At 73.0% G+C, this 17467-nt stretch carries 22 protein-coding genes and 1 pseudogene; 15 read left to right on the top strand and 8 right to left on the bottom strand.

The genetic code is table 11. The annotated features are described in order from the left end of the window. Window positions 1-429: 429 nt before the first annotated feature. The 8 genes from ACFYW7_RS38675 to ACFYW7_RS38640 all read right to left on the bottom strand — a co-directional run bounded on the left by ACFYW7_RS38675 (window position 430) and on the right by ACFYW7_RS38640 (window position 6561). Entirely contained in the window at window positions 430-1428 is a 999-nt protein-coding gene (locus tag ACFYW7_RS38675) for a hypothetical protein (protein WP_389511350.1), read from the bottom strand. Window positions 1429-1861: 433 nt separating this feature from the next. After that, complete coding sequence (locus ACFYW7_RS38670) at window positions 1862-2137, bottom strand: hypothetical protein (protein WP_389511348.1); 276 nt, start codon at window positions 2135-2137, stop codon at window positions 1862-1864. Next, window positions 2134-2520: a hypothetical protein gene (locus ACFYW7_RS38665; protein ID WP_389511346.1), complete on the bottom strand. Its 387-nt coding sequence runs from the start codon at window positions 2518-2520 to the stop codon at window positions 2134-2136. Before ACFYW7_RS38665 ends, ACFYW7_RS38670 begins: the two co-directional genes overlap by 4 nt. Then, complete coding sequence (locus ACFYW7_RS38660) at window positions 2517-2840, bottom strand: hypothetical protein (RefSeq protein ID WP_389511343.1); 324 nt, start codon at window positions 2838-2840, stop codon at window positions 2517-2519. The genes ACFYW7_RS38665 and ACFYW7_RS38660 overlap by 4 nt, the downstream gene beginning before the upstream one ends. Before the next feature lie 84 nt (window positions 2841-2924). After that, on the bottom strand, window positions 2925-3143 hold the full coding sequence (locus tag ACFYW7_RS38655; RefSeq protein WP_389511340.1) for a hypothetical protein: 219 nt from the start codon (window positions 3141-3143) through the stop codon (window positions 2925-2927). Window positions 3144-3223: 80 nt separating this feature from the next. Next, window positions 3224-5029 (bottom strand): hypothetical protein, encoded by a 1806-nt coding sequence (locus ACFYW7_RS38650; protein WP_389511338.1) that lies wholly within the window; start codon window positions 5027-5029, stop codon window positions 3224-3226. Between the two features lie 110 nt (window positions 5030-5139). Next, window positions 5140-6282 carry a hypothetical protein gene (locus ACFYW7_RS38645; RefSeq protein WP_389511336.1) on the bottom strand — a complete coding sequence of 381 codons (1143 nt, stop codon included), beginning with the start codon at window positions 6280-6282 and terminating at the stop codon, window positions 5140-5142. Window positions 6283-6345: 63 nt separating this feature from the next. Further along, window positions 6346-6561: a hypothetical protein gene (locus ACFYW7_RS38640; protein WP_389511334.1), complete on the bottom strand. Its 216-nt coding sequence runs from the start codon at window positions 6559-6561 to the stop codon at window positions 6346-6348. A gap of 216 nt (window positions 6562-6777) precedes the next feature. On the opposite strand from ACFYW7_RS38640, the gene ACFYW7_RS38635 reads away from it, so the two are divergent. From ACFYW7_RS38635 to ACFYW7_RS38565, 15 genes and pseudogenes are all read left to right on the top strand, one after another. Continuing rightward, window positions 6778-6966 (top strand): hypothetical protein, encoded by a 189-nt coding sequence (locus ACFYW7_RS38635; RefSeq protein ID WP_389511332.1) that lies wholly within the window; start codon window positions 6778-6780, stop codon window positions 6964-6966. Window positions 6967-6998: 32 nt separating this feature from the next. Further along, window positions 6999-7454: a hypothetical protein gene (locus ACFYW7_RS38630; RefSeq protein WP_389511330.1), complete on the top strand. Its 456-nt coding sequence runs from the start codon at window positions 6999-7001 to the stop codon at window positions 7452-7454. Between the two features lie 157 nt (window positions 7455-7611). Next, window positions 7612-8706 (top strand): hypothetical protein, encoded by a 1095-nt coding sequence (locus ACFYW7_RS38625; RefSeq protein ID WP_389511328.1) that lies wholly within the window; start codon window positions 7612-7614, stop codon window positions 8704-8706. A gap of 38 nt (window positions 8707-8744) precedes the next feature. Beyond that, window positions 8745-10844 carry a hypothetical protein gene (locus ACFYW7_RS38620; RefSeq protein ID WP_389511326.1) on the top strand — a complete coding sequence of 700 codons (2100 nt, stop codon included), beginning with the start codon at window positions 8745-8747 and terminating at the stop codon, window positions 10842-10844. Between the two features lie 2 nt (window positions 10845-10846). After that, window positions 10847-11383 (top strand): helix-turn-helix domain-containing protein, encoded by a 537-nt coding sequence (locus ACFYW7_RS38615; protein WP_389511324.1) that lies wholly within the window; start codon window positions 10847-10849, stop codon window positions 11381-11383. Continuing rightward, complete coding sequence (locus tag ACFYW7_RS38610) at window positions 11380-11991, top strand: hypothetical protein (RefSeq protein WP_389511322.1); 612 nt, start codon at window positions 11380-11382, stop codon at window positions 11989-11991. Before ACFYW7_RS38615 ends, ACFYW7_RS38610 begins: the two co-directional genes overlap by 4 nt. Then, complete coding sequence (locus tag ACFYW7_RS38605) at window positions 11988-12326, top strand: hypothetical protein (RefSeq protein ID WP_389511320.1); 339 nt, start codon at window positions 11988-11990, stop codon at window positions 12324-12326. The genes ACFYW7_RS38610 and ACFYW7_RS38605 overlap by 4 nt, the downstream gene beginning before the upstream one ends. Before the next feature lie 88 nt (window positions 12327-12414). Further along, window positions 12415-12771, top strand: a complete 357-nt coding sequence (locus tag ACFYW7_RS38600; RefSeq protein ID WP_389511318.1) for a hypothetical protein — start codon at window positions 12415-12417, stop codon at window positions 12769-12771. 182 nt (window positions 12772-12953) lie between these two features. Beyond that, a complete protein-coding gene (locus tag ACFYW7_RS38595; protein WP_389511316.1) occupies window positions 12954-13127 on the top strand; it encodes a hypothetical protein in 174 nt (57 codons plus the stop codon). Between the two features lie 21 nt (window positions 13128-13148). Continuing rightward, the gene (locus ACFYW7_RS38590) at window positions 13149-13376 is read left to right on the top strand and encodes a hypothetical protein (RefSeq protein ID WP_389511314.1); all 228 of its coding nucleotides are present in this window, start codon (window positions 13149-13151) and stop codon (window positions 13374-13376) included. 102 nt (window positions 13377-13478) lie between these two features. Then, complete coding sequence (locus ACFYW7_RS38585) at window positions 13479-14186, top strand: hypothetical protein (RefSeq protein ID WP_389511312.1); 708 nt, start codon at window positions 13479-13481, stop codon at window positions 14184-14186. Next, on the top strand, window positions 14186-14839 hold the full coding sequence (locus ACFYW7_RS38580; RefSeq protein ID WP_389511310.1) for a hypothetical protein: 654 nt from the start codon (window positions 14186-14188) through the stop codon (window positions 14837-14839). Before ACFYW7_RS38585 ends, ACFYW7_RS38580 begins: the two co-directional genes overlap by 1 nt. 130 nt (window positions 14840-14969) lie before the next feature. Next, window positions 14970-15536, top strand: a pseudogene (locus ACFYW7_RS38575) (DUF5753 domain-containing protein); the annotation flags it as partial. A gap of 14 nt (window positions 15537-15550) precedes the next feature. Further along, window positions 15551-15751 carry a DUF397 domain-containing protein gene (locus ACFYW7_RS38570; protein WP_389511308.1) on the top strand — a complete coding sequence of 67 codons (201 nt, stop codon included), beginning with the start codon at window positions 15551-15553 and terminating at the stop codon, window positions 15749-15751. A 111-nt stretch (window positions 15752-15862) separates the two neighbouring features. Further along, a complete protein-coding gene (locus tag ACFYW7_RS38565) occupies window positions 15863-17071 on the top strand; it encodes a hypothetical protein (RefSeq protein ID WP_389511306.1) in 1209 nt (402 codons plus the stop codon). Window positions 17072-17467: the final 396 nt, after the last annotated feature.

Raw genomic sequence — 17467 nt, 5'->3', positions numbered from 1 at the left:
CCCTGCTACGCAGGGTAACCGGCTTCGCCGGTTCCGGCTCCCGGCTTCGCCGCTCGCATGTGCGACGCGCGGAGCGCGCGCACGCGTCGTGCGCCGCAGGCCGGTGGGTGGACCTCTCCTTGGTTCCCGCCAATTCCGTGCAGGGTGCGTGCAGGGTGCAGTGCGTTTTCCCTGGTCAGAGACGGTTTTTGACGGTGCATGAGTGCATCTCGAAACCCGCCATTCTCGTGCAGGGTTGATGCACAGTCACCCCGTCTGACCTGCGGAAATGTCCCGCCCTCGAAACCCGCCATTCTCGTGCAGGGTTGCATGGGATTGGCGGGTTCCGAGGGCCCCTCAGATCCGGAACCCGCCAATCTCGTGCAGTGGTTATCCACAGGTTGGGGCGCACCCTGCACGAGATTGGCGGGTTCCGGGATCGGGCCGGGCCTACCGGGCTCGTAGCGGGTGCAGGGTGGCGGTGATGTACGGGGACTCTTGCGCGAGCGCGGCGAGGCGCGGGCCGTGCACGGTGCAGGCGTAGGCCACCGCCGTGGTGGGCCCGTTGTGGAACTGCACCGCGCGGGTGGCGGGTTTCGGGCAGCGCTGTTCGTCGGGGATCAGGGTGGTGTCGAGTGCCTCGCAGGCGCCGGGCGGCTGGTTGTACCAGACGCGCAGGCCGGATCGGATGGACAGGGAGCCCACCGTCTGACAGGCGATGTCCCGCCGGTTCTGTTCGGCCCGGGGAAGCGTCTGGGGATCGATCGGCCCGACGAGTGCGGGGCGAGGCGCCGGGGGCCGCGCGGGGGCGAGGGCGGGCAGCGCGAGGGCCGGGCGAGGTGCGCGGGGCGCGGCGGCGGGCCGGGCCTGCGTGGTGCGGGCGGGTGCGGGCCGGGTGCTGCCGGTGGGGATGCGCCGCATCCGCCGGCACTCCGGGCAGCGGATCGAGTTGCCCGGCGCGGCGGTGGTCCGCCACAGGTTCCCGCAGTGCAGGCAGTCGATGCGGCGGGACGTCGGGGCGTCGTTGGCCCCGGCCCCGGCTCGGAAGAGGTCCGCGAGGGAACCGAGGAGCCCGCGGCCGTGCTCGGGGCCGGCCTCGCGCGAGGAGGGGCGCTGCGGGGGCTGTTCGCGGTAGGCGCGGGGGGCGCCGGGGTCGATGCGGTCCCGGGCCCCGGTGGGCACGCGGCGGGGGTGCTGGCACTCGGGGCACCGCACGGTGCTGCCCTCGCGGGCCCGGGTGTCCCACTGGCAGCCGCAGGCGTAGCAGCCGATCGTGACGGGTGGGCGGGTGCTGCCGGTGGGAACGGGGATCGGGTTGCCGCACCCTCCCGAGCGCTTCGGGCAGCGCGTCGTGTTGCCGCTCAGCCGGGTGGTGACGGACCGCCCGCATACGTCGCATACGAGGGTGACGGACGTCGGTAGCGCTTCCGCGCCGAAAGTTCTGTTCACGGTGCCTCTCTTTCCGCTGAAAACATGTGCGCTGTCATATGTGGAGTTTCCCGCGAGCGTTGCATATACGGCGGAGTTCGCGCGGTGACTTTTTCCGCGCATGGTTCGTGTGCGGTTTCTCGCGGTGAACCGGCGCGGATTCCCCGGGGAGTTCTGGACGGGTTGCACCGGCGTTCCGGTGCACCTGCACCGGCTGTCGACGTGTCGGCAAACACGGCGGTGCAACTGCACCGGTGCACCGGCGCGCAGGGCGGTGCATCTGCCACGGACGCGCGGTGCACGGCCGGTGCACCCCTGCACCGGTCCGGGCGCTACCGGTTCCCGGAGGGGAGCCCGCGGGCGTCCTCGCGGCCGGGCGAGGTGGCCCCGGACATGGCTGTGCCCCGGGACCGCGAGGGGTCCCGGGGCACGGGCGGTGCAACTGCACCGGGGGCTAGTCGGGGCGCACGTCCCGGATGCGGACGGGCGGGGCCGGTGGCGGCCCGGGGTCGTTGCGGTGGCGGTGGGCGTGCCACATCCCGCCGGGGTCGGTGACGATCAGGGCGGCGGCGAGGACGGCCATGCGGGGCCGGGTGGACCACCGGTCGACGTGGAAGCGCAGTTGCCAGTTCGCCCACTCCCCGAGCCTCGCCCACGGCCGCAGGCGTCCGGCCGCGTATCCGGCGAGGGCGGCGAGGGCGAGGACGGCCCCCAGGGCGAGGCCGCTCACCGGGGGCCGTCCTCGCGGATGATCCGGGCGTCGGGGACGTCGGGGCGCGGCTGGACGGACAGGCGGACCAGGCCGCCGGGCAGGGTGTCGAGGGCGAGGGCGTGGAAGGAGCCGTCCCGGCCGCCGATGCTGTCGGGCTCGAACGCTTCGGCCGGCACTTCGAGGGAGCCGCCGTGGTGCATGAGGACGGCCACCAGGGCGGCATGGGACAGGTCTGCGGGCCTCGCCTGCGCGGTGTCCTCGCGGTCCGTCTGCGGGGCCTGCGCGGCCTGTAGGCGTTCGACCTCCGCCAGCAGCTCGTCGATGACGTTGTCGGCCCACAGGATCGTGCGGAACTCGCTCTCGCCCTGCTCCCGGATCTCTGCGATGCGCTCGGGGGTCACCGGCCTGCCTCCGCGTCGTCGTGGTCCTGGTGGCCGTTGTCGTCGGCCCACTCGGGGCCGTTGTCCCTGGTGGGCGTCTCGCAGTCCCGGCAGAGTTCGACGTCGTGGCGGGTGACCAGGCGTCCGCCGCACACCCGGCAGTCGCCGCGCTCCAGGAGCGGCCCGGCGCCCCGGGTGCAGGGCGGGCAGGTCACGGCCGCGTGGGTGTCCTCCCACTTCGCTTCCGCCGCGCGGTCGAAGTCGTCGGCCTCGCGCGGCCGGGGGATGAGAAGGAATGCGAGGCACTGGGGGGTGTCGCAGGTTAAGGCGAGTAGGCGCATTTTCGGGTCCTCCCGTTTCTGGTGGCGGTGCGGTGCGGCGGCCCGCGTACGTCAAGTGGGAAACGTACGCGGGCCGGTTGTACGTCATCCGGTCTTAGCGGCCTGCGTGGTGGACCCGTTCCAGGACCGGCGGAAGAGGACCAGGACGACCCCGTACCCGGTGAGCGCGGCGAGGGCGATACCGAGGGCGGGAACGTGGGCGAGGATCGCGAGAATACCGAGAATTGCGGCGACGATCCGGGCGAGCAATACGACGGGGTGAGTTCCGGCGGTGATGTTGTGCGAGGAAGAGGAAGCAGACATGATGTGTTCCATCCTTTCTCTTGCGGGGGAAGGTGGGGCGGGGTCCGTGACGGGGCCCCGCCCCTTTTCGCGTGCGGGGGTTACTCGCCTGCCGCTTCCTTTTCCGTGGCACGGCCCGCGCTCGGCCGGTTCGCGTGCCATTCCTGCAATTCCTTCGCGGTCCACATTCCGTCGTCCCCGGCGTCCGGGAATCCGGGGCGCCTCTTCGCCTGCCGCAGCGCGTCGGCCGACAGGGGCACGATGCCCTCGCGGGCGGCGGCGGCGAGGCTGTACCGGGGTGCCGGCACTTCCGCGGCCGGGCCCTGGTCCTCGCCCTTCACGAGCGTCAGGTGCGGTGTCACGGCGTCACGCGTGACGTCCAGGACGGCCACCCGTTCCAGGTCACTCCCACTGTCACCCTCGCGTGACACGTCGGACGTGACGGCCGGGACGTCCGGCGCGTAGCCCGGCATGGGCGGGGCGTAGCCCTGCGCGGCCCGCTGTTCCAGGCACCAGGCCCGTACCTCTTCCTCGGAGATGTACGGGGCCTGAATCCAGACGTGTTCGCCGCCGTCGACCACGATGTACCGGCCCCGGCGCTTTTGGCTCCGGGGAATCGGGTTCGTGCCCACCAGCATTCGCCACGCCTGCCACGTGTAGCGGCCCAGTACGCGGAATCCGAAGGAATCCCGGAGCCCCTGGTTTCCGGTGGCCGCGTCGTCCATGCGCTGGAATACGGCGATTACGTTCATGTTCGCCTGACGGCCCATGCGCAGGATGGCCGCGATATCGCCCCACACCGGAGGGGATACCGGGTCACCCTTCTTCTTCACCTCGCGCCAATGCTCTTTGCTGATCGCGGAGAACATGTTGCCCTCTTCGATGATCAGGACTTTCCGCTTGAACGTCAGGGAGCGGTCCAGGACCCACGCGTCGTAACGCGATTCCATTTCCGCCCGGAAATCCGCGATTGCGGCCCACATGGAACCGACGTCCCGGGGGTCGTTCATGATGGTGATTCCGGGGATACCCACCAGCGGGTCAAGGCTGATGAACTTCGGGTCGATTCCCACGATCTCCGCACCCTGCGCAACCAACTGGCACGCGGTCTGCATGAGGAATACCGACTTACCGCCACCGGTGCCGATGGAAAGGCCCCACATCGGTTCCTCGCGCACGAAGTCGCCGCGTACCGGCTTGCCCCGGTTGTTCAGGCCCACCACGACTTCGCCGTCCTTGTTCGCGGCGACGTGGTCGAGGATGTCGGCCCACTTGACCATGCCGGGCGGCTCGGGGGTGCGGGTGAAGAGGGCGGTGAACGGCGCCTGCCGCATCCTCCAGTCCACATCCCACGACCCCCCGAGACGGGCCGCCACGACCGCTTCCACGGTCTTGCGGTCCCCGTGCCACCCGTCGGGCACCGGCACCGTCACAGTGGCTTCCGGGCGGTCCGTGCGGGTCGGGACGATCAGGCCCCGCAGGATGTTCGCGGGGTCGTTCTCCAGGGACCGCGCAAGGGCTTTGGCGAGGGGGCGCACCACGCGGCGGCGGTGCAGGAACCCGATGCAGCCCTCCGCCGTCTTGTACCCGGCCCACAGCGTGGCGGCCCCGGCCTCGCCCGCGAGGGTGCCGGCGCCTGCGCCTGCGGGGTCGACCGCGAGGGCGTACCCGGTGGCCCCGGCGCCTGCGGTCCACGCCCACCGGATCGCGGCCCGCTGGAGACGGGGACGGTAGGACCACCGGCGGGCGCGGCCCGACTCGTGCAGCACCTTGTCCCCGGACTCGGTCCACGTGGCGTTCGTGCGCGGCTCGGCGTCGTACTCCAGTCCCGTCAGGTGCCGGTACAGGAGCCGGAACACGTCCGCGCTCTGGTCCTTCGGTTCGGTCTTGGTCTTCTTCGCTGACATACTGTCGCGTGCCTCTCTGCCTGCTGAGATCAGGTGAGACGGGGCCCGGCCGCCCTCCCCAGCTCTCATGGGGAGGGCGTTTTCGGTTGTGCCCCGGTGGTGCGGGTTGTTCAGCCCTCGCGGCGGATCGGGACAACCTCCCCGGCCGCTTCGGCGGTGCGCTCGTCCTGGTCCCGGTTGCGGACCTGCCGGACGTAGTCCGCGGTGACCTTCACGTCATGTCCGGCCAGCAGCTCGGAGATCTGCGCGTTGCTGTAGTCGGGGCGCTTGTTCACCGCGATGCGGATTGCGTCGGCCTTGCTGAGACTGGCCAGCGTCGGGGGTTCGAGCGGGGGCAGGATGTCCTCCTGGTCCTCGCCGTCGTCCACGACTTCGGCGTCCTGCGTCGCATCTGCACCGGCGTCCGTGGCAGATGCACCGCCCTGCGCGGCGAGGACGGCCGCCACGATCGCCGCGATGTCCGCCGGGGGCGCGGCGGCCGTGAGTTCGGCCGGGCCCGCCGCACCGGCCACCGGGGCCGCCTCCGTGGCAGTTGCACCGGTGGCCGTCGCAAGTGCACCGGCCGCCGTGGCATCTGCACCGGTGGCCGTGACGACTGCACTGTCGGGCACCGGCAGGCCGTACGCCTCCGCCATGGCGGCCCGCTCGCGTTCCATGGCGAGCAGCTGTAGGGCGGCCCGCTGTTCGGCCTGCGCGGCCTGCCTGCGGGCGTCGGCCACAGCCAGCATCGCGTTCGCGCTGGAGATCTCCGACTTCACCCACGCCCGGTCCTCCGGGGAGAGTTCGCGGTGCACGTGGCGCATGACCCCGAGCCACAGCACCTTCGCGAAGAGGGAGACGGCCGCGCCGCCCACGGCCATGCCGACGCTGTGCAGCGTCATGCCGTGCCAGAAGATCAGGCCCATGGTCGCGACAAGCAGCCACCACCCGAGCGCGTTGGGGAACTTCTCCTTCTCCTGGTCGAACCGGGCGAGGTAGGTGAGCGTCAGGCACACCGCCCACGCGAGGTCGAACACCCCGGCCGCGAGGTATCCGGGGCCGCCGTTCAGCAACTCGCCAATGGACCAGGTCGACCACACGATCGCGGCGAGGGTGAGCGTCACCACCAGGCCGACCACGCCACGGGTGGCGATCCGGTCCCAGTTGCGCGGGAGTACGGGCATCCGCACGTCCCGCTCGCGCGGGACGTCCACGGTCCGGCCGTCACGGGTGTACGGCTCGGTGTACTGCTCCTTCTTGAGCTTGTACCTCACGGTCTGTCCTTCCTTGCGGGGGAAGAGGGAGTGGCCGGCACTCCGGGGGAAGCGTCCGGGACGCTACTCCGAACGGGTGCCGGGCTCCCCCGGGTTGGGGGTCGTGTCGAGAGCGCGGGCCGCTTCCGGCAGGTCGCCGGAGGCCACCGCGCACGCGGCCGTGATCGCTTCCGAGATCGTCACCCGGCGCTGTGCCTGCCCGGTGAGCTGGAACAGGAAGCGGTCTAGGGCCGCCCGGCTCTGGGGCGTGATGCGAACCGTCACGTAGTCGGTGGCCATGTGGTCTCCAATCCGTGGCGGGAACCCCGCCGTTCTCTTACGTCACCATGTTGCATAGATACGTACTGTGCGTCAAGATTCTAGACGCGGGTGGGCGAGCCTGACGCACCGCCAACTCGCGACACACGAACGGGCTTGACCTCTTGCGCTCCGGTGATCACCGGGTGTAAGGATTGAGCCAGCAACCCGCTAGCAGATATGGCGACGGGAGACAGAGTGGCCAGCAAGACGATCGGTGTACGGGTTCAGCCCCACGTACTGCCTGCGGTCCGGGAGGCTCTTGGGCTTCCCGCCGACACGTCGGAGATCGACACCGTGCGGGCCGCCCTCGCGCACGTCACGAACATCCCCCCGGCGCAGATGCTCGGACGGCCCGGCCGTCGACCGCAGCACCGGGCCGCCTGAACCCCCGCCAACCCCCGCAGCGCAGAGAGGAGGTGACAGCAGTGAAGTTCATGGACGCCCCGCAGGTTCACCCGCACTTCGCCACGATCGGCGCGGCCCCCACGATCGAGGGCCCGAGCCGTGAGCACGCCCGCTTCCTCGGCCGGTTCACGGATGAGCAACTGGCCATCGTGTGGAAGTTCGGCGGGTTCGCGGGCCCGTTCCCGGGCCGCTCCGTGATGGCGAAGTTTCTCCAGCCGATCCCCGGATCGTGGCGCGACGTCCTGCGCCGCGCGGTCCGCACCATGGCCAACCGGCCCGAGCTGGCCGCCCTGCGCGCGCTGCTGTCGGCCGTCCTCCGTGAGTTCGCCGCACCGGTTCCGCACCCGGTCCCGGCGCCTCGCGCGCTGTCCCCGCAAGAGCGGTGCCACCGGTGCACACCGGTGCGCGGGTCCCCGGAAAGGGCGCTGCACATGTGCCCTGTCATGCCGGGAGCCCCACCGATGTAGCCCGTAAAAAGGCGAAAGGCCCGGGGTCGCCACCCCGGACCTTTCAGTAGCCCCGAAGGACTATCGCTATGAGGAACGATAACTGGTCTAGAACCCGCACGGAAACCGTGTGGGCAACCCGGACAGAATCCGACCGGAATTCCGCGCAGGTGGGCCCGTGAGTGGCCAGCACCGCGAGGGCCCTCCGGAGGACTGCGCGTCCTGCCGGAAGGTGTTCGCGGTCGTCGCCGGAAACCACCAGGCGGACCCGGACGTACGGCTCACCACGACGCAGATCGGGGAGCGCTGCGGGCTCGGGGAGCGGGCCACGTACGTGCACCTGTCCCACCTCTTCCGGCACCGCCGGGTGAAGGCGGACCGCCGTACGCCCGTGGCGGGTGCCACGGTGCGCAAGGGCGGCGAGGTCCCCCCGGCCGCCGACTCCGTGATGTGGGCCGCCAACCAGGCCACGGCGGACCGCACGTGCGGGCTGCTGCTGACTTCCCTTGCGAAGTCGGCCCGGGGCGCGTGGTCCGGGCAGACCACTATGGAATGGCTCGCGGGTGATGCCGGCCTTTCGCTGCGGACGGTCGAGCGGCACCGGCCGCACCTCGCCGCCCGGAAGGTTCGGGACGCTGCGGGGGCGGTCCGGTCCGGCCTGGTGGAGTTCACGGCGGACACGGTGCTCTCGCGCAACGGCCGCCACCGGGTCCGGCGCGGGGACCGCTTCCGGTTCCTCGCGGGCCGGGACGCGCGGGCCCTCGCCTGGAACCCGGCGGAAAGCCTGGTGGACCCCCGGGAGTTCGAGGGCACCGCCCGCGCTCTGGTGGACGCGGTCCGCTGGTTCGTCGGCCCCCCGGCCGACTTCGCGCAGGCGTACCGCCGGGTGTCGCTGCTGCTGGCCCGTGGCCATGCTCCGGAGGACCTGTTGCGGGCGCTCACCTCGCGGACGCCGGACAGCGGGGCCCCGGCTTACCGGGTGCTCTCGGCATGGCTCCCGTCGCTGGACGACGACCCGACCCCGAGCGCGCACGCGGCCGTGCAGGCCGGGGCCGCCCTCATGGCCTGCACGGACTGCGGGGCGAGGGTGCAGCCCCACCCGTCCGGGCTGTGCAAGACGGACCGCGAGGACCGGGCGGCCCGGGGGCAACTCCCGGTGCCCGTGGCCCGGGTGGCGCAGAGGCAGTGCCACGACTGCCGCAAGAGCCTGACCAACAGCCCCGTCCCGTTCTTCTGTGACGGGTGCGGTGCAGATCAGCGGGTGCCCGCATGAGCGCGTACCCGGAGAACCGACAGGAAGGCAGGAACACGATGCGATCTCAGCGCAGCGTGATGACGGCCCCGCGTGACGCCATGCGGCGGATCGTCGGGTGCGGCGGATGCGCGGGCCACCAGCGGCCCGGGTACGTCCGCGAGTGGGAGACCGACCCGACGTCGCCGCACGGGATGCGGGCCGTGTGGCGCCGGTGCCCGGAGAAGTGCACGCACGAGTCCCGGCAGGCGTCCGTGGACCGGCAGTTGGCCGCGCGGCTCGGCCGTGCGGTGGGCACCGCCCCGGCCCCGGACGCGTCCGCCGGCACCCCGGCCGCGACGCCCGCGGCTGCCGTCCCCGAGCCCGCCCCGGCCCCGGCCCCGGCCCCGGTGGTTACCGAGCCCCGGCGGTCGACGTCCCGGCGCCCCGCCTCGCCCCGCGCGGCCCGGCCCGGCCGCCCCGAGCTGCTGCCCGCGCTCGCGGTCGACGCGGACGACGCGGGCCGCCTGGTCCTCGATGTCGACCACGTCCCGGCCCCCGAGTCGGCCACGGCCGACGCGCTGTTCGGGTGGCTCGGCACGGTGCCCTCGCTCGGGGTGGCCCGGGTGCACGAGGACGCCCCGGACCGTGACGGCACGGTGTGCCTGTCCGCCGCCGCGTGCGCCGCACTGAAGATCCCCGCGAAGATGCCCACGGGCAAGCGGGCCGATCAGGTGGCCGCGAAGCTGCGGACGGCCGCCGCCGCCCACGGCATCGAACTGTCGGAACAGATCACCGCCGGGTTCAAGGCATGGCGCCGCAAGGGCGAGGCCGGGCCCCGCCTGTCGGTGAAGGTGATCATCACGCCGTGGCTCGGGCAGGGCGAGGCCGGGACGGTCAAGGCCGGTGAACTCATCACCGCTCTCGCCGGACCCGACGCGGACGCGCGGGCCCTCGCCCGGCGCCTGCGCCGCTTCTCCGAGGAACTGGGCATCGCTCCGGGCGCCACGGCCGCCGTGACGTCGTGGCAGTTGCTCGATGCGGTCCGGCCCCGGGTGCGGTGGGTGAAGGACGACGCGGGCCGCTGGTCCCGCGAGGCCCGCGAGGGTGCCCTCCCGGACGGGGACACCGCCGTGCCGGTGGCCGCCGGGGCCCGCCACCCGCTCACCCGCGAGCGGACGGCCGGGCGCCTGCCGGTGTGCGAGGAAGAGGACTTCAAGTGGTGGGCCCGCGAGGCCACCGAGGAAGAGGCCGCCCGCCCGTGGGCCGTCGCCCTCGATGTCTGCGCGTCGTACCTGTCCGTCCCCGAGACCCTGCGCCTGCCGTCCGGCCCGCTGGTCCACACCGCCTCGCCCGCGTTCGACGGGAAGGCGGCCGGACTGTGGCTGTGCGACTTCACCGGCCTGGAGACGGAACCGGTCCTGCCGCACCCGGCCACCTTCACCGGCCTCGCCCCCGACGGGCCCGGCTGGTACGCGACGCCCACCGTCGACTACATGGCCCGTGAGTACGGGTTCGACGTCGCCACGATCACCGAGGCGTACGTGTCGACGCACACCGCGCCGATCCTGCGCGAGTGGCTGGCCCGCATCCGCACCGCCTACAAGGGGGCCATGGGCACGCTCGGCCTGGTGGACGGCATGGACGACGCGGCGTTCCTCACGGCCTGGTCCTCGCGCAAGGACACCGCCGCGGACCCGGCCCGCGAGGACGCGGCCGTCCTGGTGGACGCGTACAAGGCGCTCTACAAGGGCGGGGTGGGCAAGTGGGCCGACTCGGCCCGGCACCTCGCGGACGACGCGTGGGCGGACCGTGTGGCGGGTGCCTGGCACTACCGCCCGGAGATCCGCCACCACGTCATTGCCGCCGCCCGGATCGCCGCGCACCGCCGGATGCGCAAGACGCTGCGGCTCACCGGCCGCGCCCCGCTTGCGGTGAACGTCGACCAGGTGATGTACGCCGCCGACGCGCCGCACCCGGCGGAACTGCTGCCGAAGGACGACGCGGGCCGCCCCGTCCCCGGGACGCTGCGGCTCGGCTCGGCCCCCGGCTCCTTCAAGCACGAGTCATCGGTGCCCATGGCGGCCGTCCTCGCCGCCCTCGCGGACCGCGAGCACCCGAGCCGACTCACCCACGACTACGCCCCGGCCGGTACCCCGGTCACTGACTCGGAGGTCTGACCATGGCTGGACTGTTCCGCCGCATCGTCGGCAAGGTGTTCCCCTCGCGGCAGGCCCCGGCCCGCGCCACCACGCAGGCGTCCCACGTCCGTGAGAAGCAGTACGGGGGCAGCACGAAGGAGATGGCCCGCGCGTTCGGCGTCACCGAGCGCACCGTGCAGCGCTGGATCAAGGGCACCCGCACCCCGAAGGGTGAGGACGCGAAGAAGCTGGAGACGGCCGCCGCCGCCGCGCAGGTGACGGACCGGGGCCGCGAGCGTCGCGCGAAGCAGATGGAGAAGGAGCCCGCAGGCACGATCCGGGTGCGCGTCGACCGCGCCGGCACTTTCTCCGTGCGCGGCTCGGATGCGGTCCGGACGCGCACCGTCGACCTGGACCTGAAGCCGGACCAGGCCGCCGCCCTCGCCCGCGCCACCGACGACGCCGGGGTGCGCGACGTGATCGGGGATGCCCTCGCGGACTACTTCAACGGCGGTGCCTATGGCGGGTTCCGCGCGTCCGACTTCGACTTCGACGCGGACGGGGTGGATCTGTCATGACCGACAACCACGCCGGGCCGTCCCTCGATGCGGCGGCCCGGTCCGTGGCCGACGCTCTCACTTTGCTCGGGAAGGCGCAGACGCTCCTGTCGGACGCGATGTGCGCCCCCGCCCTCCCGGCCGATCCGGCCGTTGCCGAACTCCCGTCGTTCTTCGCGGACGGCACCGCCACCACGTCCGGCGGGGCCCGCCTGTACGGGGCCGCTCACGCCGTCCTCGCCGCCCGGTGGCTGCTGCGCTCCGCCGTGGGGGCAGAGATGCCCGGCGGCTCGGTTCCGAGGGCGTACGGGCGCCTGCGGGCCGCGATGCTGTGCGCGGACACCGCCGACGCCCCGGCCCACCAGGAGTCGCCCGCCCCGCTCCCGGCACCCGTGGCCGTCCCGCCCGCCGGGGCGGTGCGCCGGGGCCACCTGTGGGCCGTGCCGGACACGGCGGTGCAGGTCTGCACCGTCCCGGACACCGGGGGCAACGGCGGCTCCCTGCCGTGCTTCACCTGCGGGGTGCCGGTGTGCGCCTGCGGGGCCGGGCACCTGCGCGGCGGGGAGGACGTCCGCACCTGCGACGCCTGCGGCACCGCGGCGTGGTGGCTGGAGGTTCGGCCGTCATGACCACCGGCCGCCGCGCGCCCCGAGCTGCTGCACGCGCGGCGGCCGGGGCACGCCTCGCCCGGGGTGCCGGCGCCTGCGGCCGGTGCCCCAACTGCGGGGCCGCCGTCCTGGTGACGCCCGGCGGGGAACTGCTCGAACCCGAGCCGCACCCCCTCGCCATCACCCGGCCCGACGGGACCCGGCTCACGCTCCGCGAGGCCGTCGACCAGGCCGCGGAGCGCACACCCCCGACAGGCCACCACGTCCACGTGTCCGGCCCCCTTCCCCGGGGCCGGATCGCGGCCCCGGGCTACGGATGCCGGGCCGCCCAACTCGCCCTCTTCGGCGCCGCATGACGCAGGCCGGGAAGGCGCGGTGACGTACGGCGCCCCGCGTACGTCAACCACTTCACGTACGGGGCCCCATCGACAGGAGGAACACCCCATGCCCACGACGACGACACCGAAGACCACCGACACCGTGGCGGAGCGGATGCGGCGGCAGGCCGTCACGATGCACGACGTCGCCATGAGCCTGCACGCGGCCGTCCGCGAACAGGAGGGACGCTCGTACCGCGCCACGCAGCGCGGCGACTATCAGACGTCCGCCCGGCACCTCGCGGCGGCTGAAGCGATGACGGAGTGGGCCGACAGGCTGATCGGCCCCGGATGGAAGGTCTACGCCGAAGAGCACGCGGGGGAACGGCCCCCGGTCCCGGCGGAGGAGCCGCCCGGCGGCCCGTACTGCGCCTGCGCGGACCCGGACTGTCCCGACCCTGACGGCCAGTACACCCACGACTGATCACCCCGACGCGACGCCCCCGGCTTGCCGACTCACCGGCGGTCCGGGGGCGTTCGTGCAGGTAGGGCCCAAGTGCGCCCCCAAGTGCTCCCGTTGGCGGCCCGGCACCCTTGTGATCTGTGTCGGGGCGCCCCTACATTCGGTGTGTCGGGTCAACCCGACAGAACCGGAGGGGAGTTGCCATGCACACCGGAGACGCCGAGTCGCTGCGGCAGGCCGAAGCCAAGGGCCGGGCCCTCGCCGAACAGATCGCGGAACTGCTGAACGAAGCCGAAAAGCTCGGCCCCGTGGGCGGCTCCCTGAGCTTCCCCGGCGCCCGGATCGTCCGCACGTCCACCGGCTGGACCGCCCGCTAGGGCAAGGAAGGAACCCCCGCCATGGCACGGAAGCTGAACAAGAAACAGGCCGCCGCACTGTCCCGTCTCTGCCTGATCGTCGCCGCCGTCCTCGCCGTCCCGACGTACTGCCTGGTCCCGGTCGACGGACGCGGCCCGGTGGCGTACTGGACGCTCGCCGTGGCTGCCGCAGGCTACGGCGCCACCCGGTACATCGGCCTGCGCGCATGGGCCGCCGCATCCCGCCCGGCCCCGCGCGTCGCGAAGTAGGACGGCCTCACCGGGGCGGCCGTCCGAACCGGCCGCCCTCCCGAAGTCCCGCCGGGTGCCAGCAATCCGCCGGCACCCGGCCCCACCCCAGGAAGGAACCCCATGGGAACCCGCATCGTTGCCCCCGGCTCGGAGAGCGCCGTCCCGCAGTACGCCGCCCACGCGGGCCGCATCACCCTGGTCCACCAGGACACCGAGCCCGACTACCGGGCCGGTGGACAGGCCGGGGCCACCACGTGGTGGAAGGACGGCACCGCGTCCTACGTCGTCCAGTTCCGATCCGGCGCGGTCCACGGCTGGGCCATGGCCGACGAGACGGACACCGCCGTGCAGGCCGTCGACTCCTTGCGCGAGGGCGAGGCCATGAGCCCGGACCGCCTGTGGGCCGCCCTGCGCGACGTCCGGCGCCTGCGCAACCGGCTGGAGGCACTGGAGGCCGAACTCATCCTGCACGCCCGCGAGGACGGCCACGACGGACGCCCGCGGATGTCCCTGCGCGAGATCGGCGACGCCACGCAGACGCACCACACCACCGTGGACGAACGCGTCTCCCGGATGCACTCCGGGATGCACGCCCCGTGGCGCCGGTGGCTCGTGCAGGACACCCCCCGCGCGCAGATGTACACCGGGGCCGCCCCGGTCCGCGTGAACTTCACCGCGTGGGACCGGGGACAGGACCCGGCCGGGCCGCTGTGCGGCGAGGTCCACCCCGACATGACGTCGGCCTGCGGACGGCCCCGTGCCCACGGCGCGGTGCCCGACGACGCCGGACACGGAGACTTCTCCGGCCGCCGCTGGACCACCCGCTGATGTCCCGCCGCACCCTCGCCGCCGTGCAGCTCGCCACGGCCGCCGTCGTGGTCCTGGTCCTCGCCCTCGCGGGCGGGGGCCGCCACCCGCTCCCCGTCGACCTCGCGGTGTACGGGGCCGGGGCCGCCATGGGCGCAACCGCCGTGCAGCAGCTCGCCGACGCGCACGCCCGCCGCAAGGGCCGGCACTCCGCCGCCCCGGTCCACCAGGACCAGCCGCGCCCCCGCCCGGTCCCCTACACCGTGTGGGCCCTCGCCGCCTGCGCCGTGGTGTGGAGCCCGTGGTTCATCGGCCCCGGCGGGGCGGAACGGCTGGACCGGTGGGCCCCCTACGCCCTCGCCTCGCTCGTCCTCGCCCTCGCCGTGGGTGGCGTGGCGGACGCGGTCCGTCTGTCCCGTCTCCCGGACCCGGCGGACCGCCGGGACCACCAGGCCCGCCGCCTCGCCATCACGGAGGCCGCCGACTGGGTCATCACCGGCCGCCCGGACGACGACTTCGCGGGCCGCACCCTCACCCCGGACATGGTGCAGCGCGAGGCGCAGATCAGGGCCGGGCTCATCCTCACCGCCGAAGAGGCCGCCCGCGCACTGCACGAACGGCTGATCTTCCGGGGGTTCCGGGCCCCCAACTCACCACCCGCAGACCCTCGATAGCCCATGTGAGCTAGGTCTCACGTCGATACCGTGGGAGCCAATCCACCACAACCAGGGAGCATCACCAGTGAGCGGACAAGACGAACTCATCCGGGCCCTGCGGGCCCCTGACCAACGATCGTGCGGACGCATGGCGGGCGGCATGGGAGCCCCCGCAACGGACCGCCTCGCGCAGCTCGATGCCGCATCCGAGTCCATCCGGGCGTGGTCCCCGCTGCTCATCCCCGGCCTACTCCAGACGACGCTGTACTCCCTCGCCGCGATCCGGTCCCGCACGCCCTCGCTCCCCGACGAGGAAGCGGGCCGACGGATGCGGACCCGGCTCCGCCGCGCGGAGTCGTTCCTGGCCAACTTCGGGGCCGCCGGGGCGCCCAATTCTCACGCCTTCCTGATCATGGGCGAGGCCGCGCTGACTCAGCCGCTGACGAACCCGGGCTACCACGCCCACCAGCTCCAGCACCTGCTGACCATCATCGACGCGTGCCCCCGCATCCAAGTGCGGGTACTGCCCGACGACGCGTCAACCGCCGGGAACATGGAACCGTTCAGCGTCCATGCGCTCGCCGACGGGCCCCGAGTCGGCCACCTCGAAACCATCGTGGGCGGCTGGTACACCACTCGCTCCGAGGACATCACTCGTCTGTACTCTGCGTTTGGGTTGCTGGGCAAATGGGCCCTCGAACCCGCCGAGACCCGGAGAGTGATCGAAGCGTGCCTCATGGAATGCAGGGCCAGCGCTGGAACGGCGCCGTCTACGTCAAGTCGACGTACAGCGACCCCGACAATTGCGTGTTCGTCGCCCGCCCTGCCTGCGGCCCCGTCGGAGTGAAGGACGGGAAGACCCCGCAGGGTCCCGCGCTCACCGTTGGCCGCGCCCCGTGGGCCGCGTTCGTCCAGTGGGCCGGGCAGTAGGCGCCGGCACTTCCCCCTCGCACCACGGCAGGGCGGCCCCCCATCCGAACTGGGGGGCCGCCCTGCCGCGTTCCACCACACCACACCGCCCCGCAGGAAGGAACAGCACCCATGCACCGATGGGACCCCCCGGACCCCCACCGCATCCCGGAATGGCGCTCCGGGATGATCGAACACCTCGGCTCGAACGAGGGCCGCATGTCCATGCGCGCGGCCGTCGGAGCGGGCCGCTTCACGATCGTGCCCACGGTCCCGGACATGACCGGCCCCTCTGCCGAGTCCGTCACCACGGCACTGCTCACGGCCTGCGAGGCCCACCGGCTCAACCGGGCTGATCTGTACTACGCCACACCGGACATGACGGCCCTCGCCCTCGCCGCCGCGCAGACACCGCCCATCGAACCCGTCTCCCTCGACCGCCTGCCCTCCCCGGCCGGGCTGATCGTGTTCGGGGAACCGATCGGCGGCTACACCGAGGACGTCACGGCCGCCCTCGCGGGAGTCGCCACCAGGACCCCCGGGCCGCCCCTGCACATCACCACGCCCATCGTGGCCGCGTCCTGGTCCGTCTGGTCCCCGCACGAAGTCGACCTCACCGACGGGCCCGGCACCGCAGGCCCGGCCGTCCGGTGGCTCTACAAAGGGCAGGGCCGACTCGGCGGCATCCCGCAGGACTGGAACGGGGTGTGGATCACCTTCTACAGCCCGCGCGGCATGTTCTCCGGCCTCGCCCCCGAAACCGTCCTCGGCACCATGCACGACGGCACGGTCATGACGGCCGGGGCCGTCGACCGCCACGCCAGCACCCGGGGGCCGGCACTCCAGTGGGACAACGAGATGCTGCTGCGCGAGGGCGCCCCGTTCGACGCTCCCGAGCCCGACACCACCGCGTCGTGGTCCCACGTCCTCTACACCGCGTGGCAGCTCATGAGCCAAGACGGCACCCAGCAGTGGGCCGAACAAGAGCAGTTGCACCGGCCCCGCGCAGGCCAGAAGCGGGACGCCCGGCAGGGCATCACCGGCTCATCCGCGGTGCGCATCATCCGCGTGCACCCGGGCCGCCGCCCCGCCCCGCAGGCAGCCCAGGACGACGCGCAGGCCAGCACCGGCAGGCGCGAGCCCCAATGGTCCTGCCGGTGGCCCGTACGCCCGTACCGCCGATCCACCTGCCTGAACCCCCGGGCCCACGGGGAGGGCGGCTGCACGCACGAGGACAGGATCGTGCCGGGCCACATCAAGGGCCCCGCAGGCGCCCCGCTCCGCACCGGCGCCACCGTGCACCTGTGGGACAGTCAGCCCGACGCAGCCCCACAGGCATAGCCTGCCCACACCCCCCGACGACGGCCCCGCCACCCCCCGGCGGGGCCGTCGTCATGCCCGCACCGCCCACGCGAGTTGAGCCCCCGTCACCCCCGCCCGGAACCCGCCACCCCGCACCGTCCCCCCTGCCCCCCGGAACCCGCCACGGCGGTGCAGGGCTTGAGCCCCCGTCACTCCCCCGCCCGGAACCCGCCACGGCGGTGCACCCCGGAACCCGCCAACTCGGAACCCGCCACGGCGGTGCAGCCCTCGCAGCGCGCACGGCGAAGCCGGGCGCCCCTCGCGTAGCCCCGGCGCATCGGCGCAGCCGTGCGCCCCGGAACCGGCGAAGCCGGTTACCCTGCGTAGCAGGGTTATCCGATCTTCCCGTCGGGCGAACACGCGGAGCAGGTTTTG

Origin of the sequence: Streptomyces sp. NPDC002580 (assembly GCF_042889485.1) — a bacterium.
In the GTDB taxonomy this organism is placed as follows: domain Bacteria; phylum Actinomycetota; class Actinomycetes; order Streptomycetales; family Streptomycetaceae; genus Streptomyces.
This window is presented reverse-complemented; position numbering and strand designations above follow the sequence as displayed.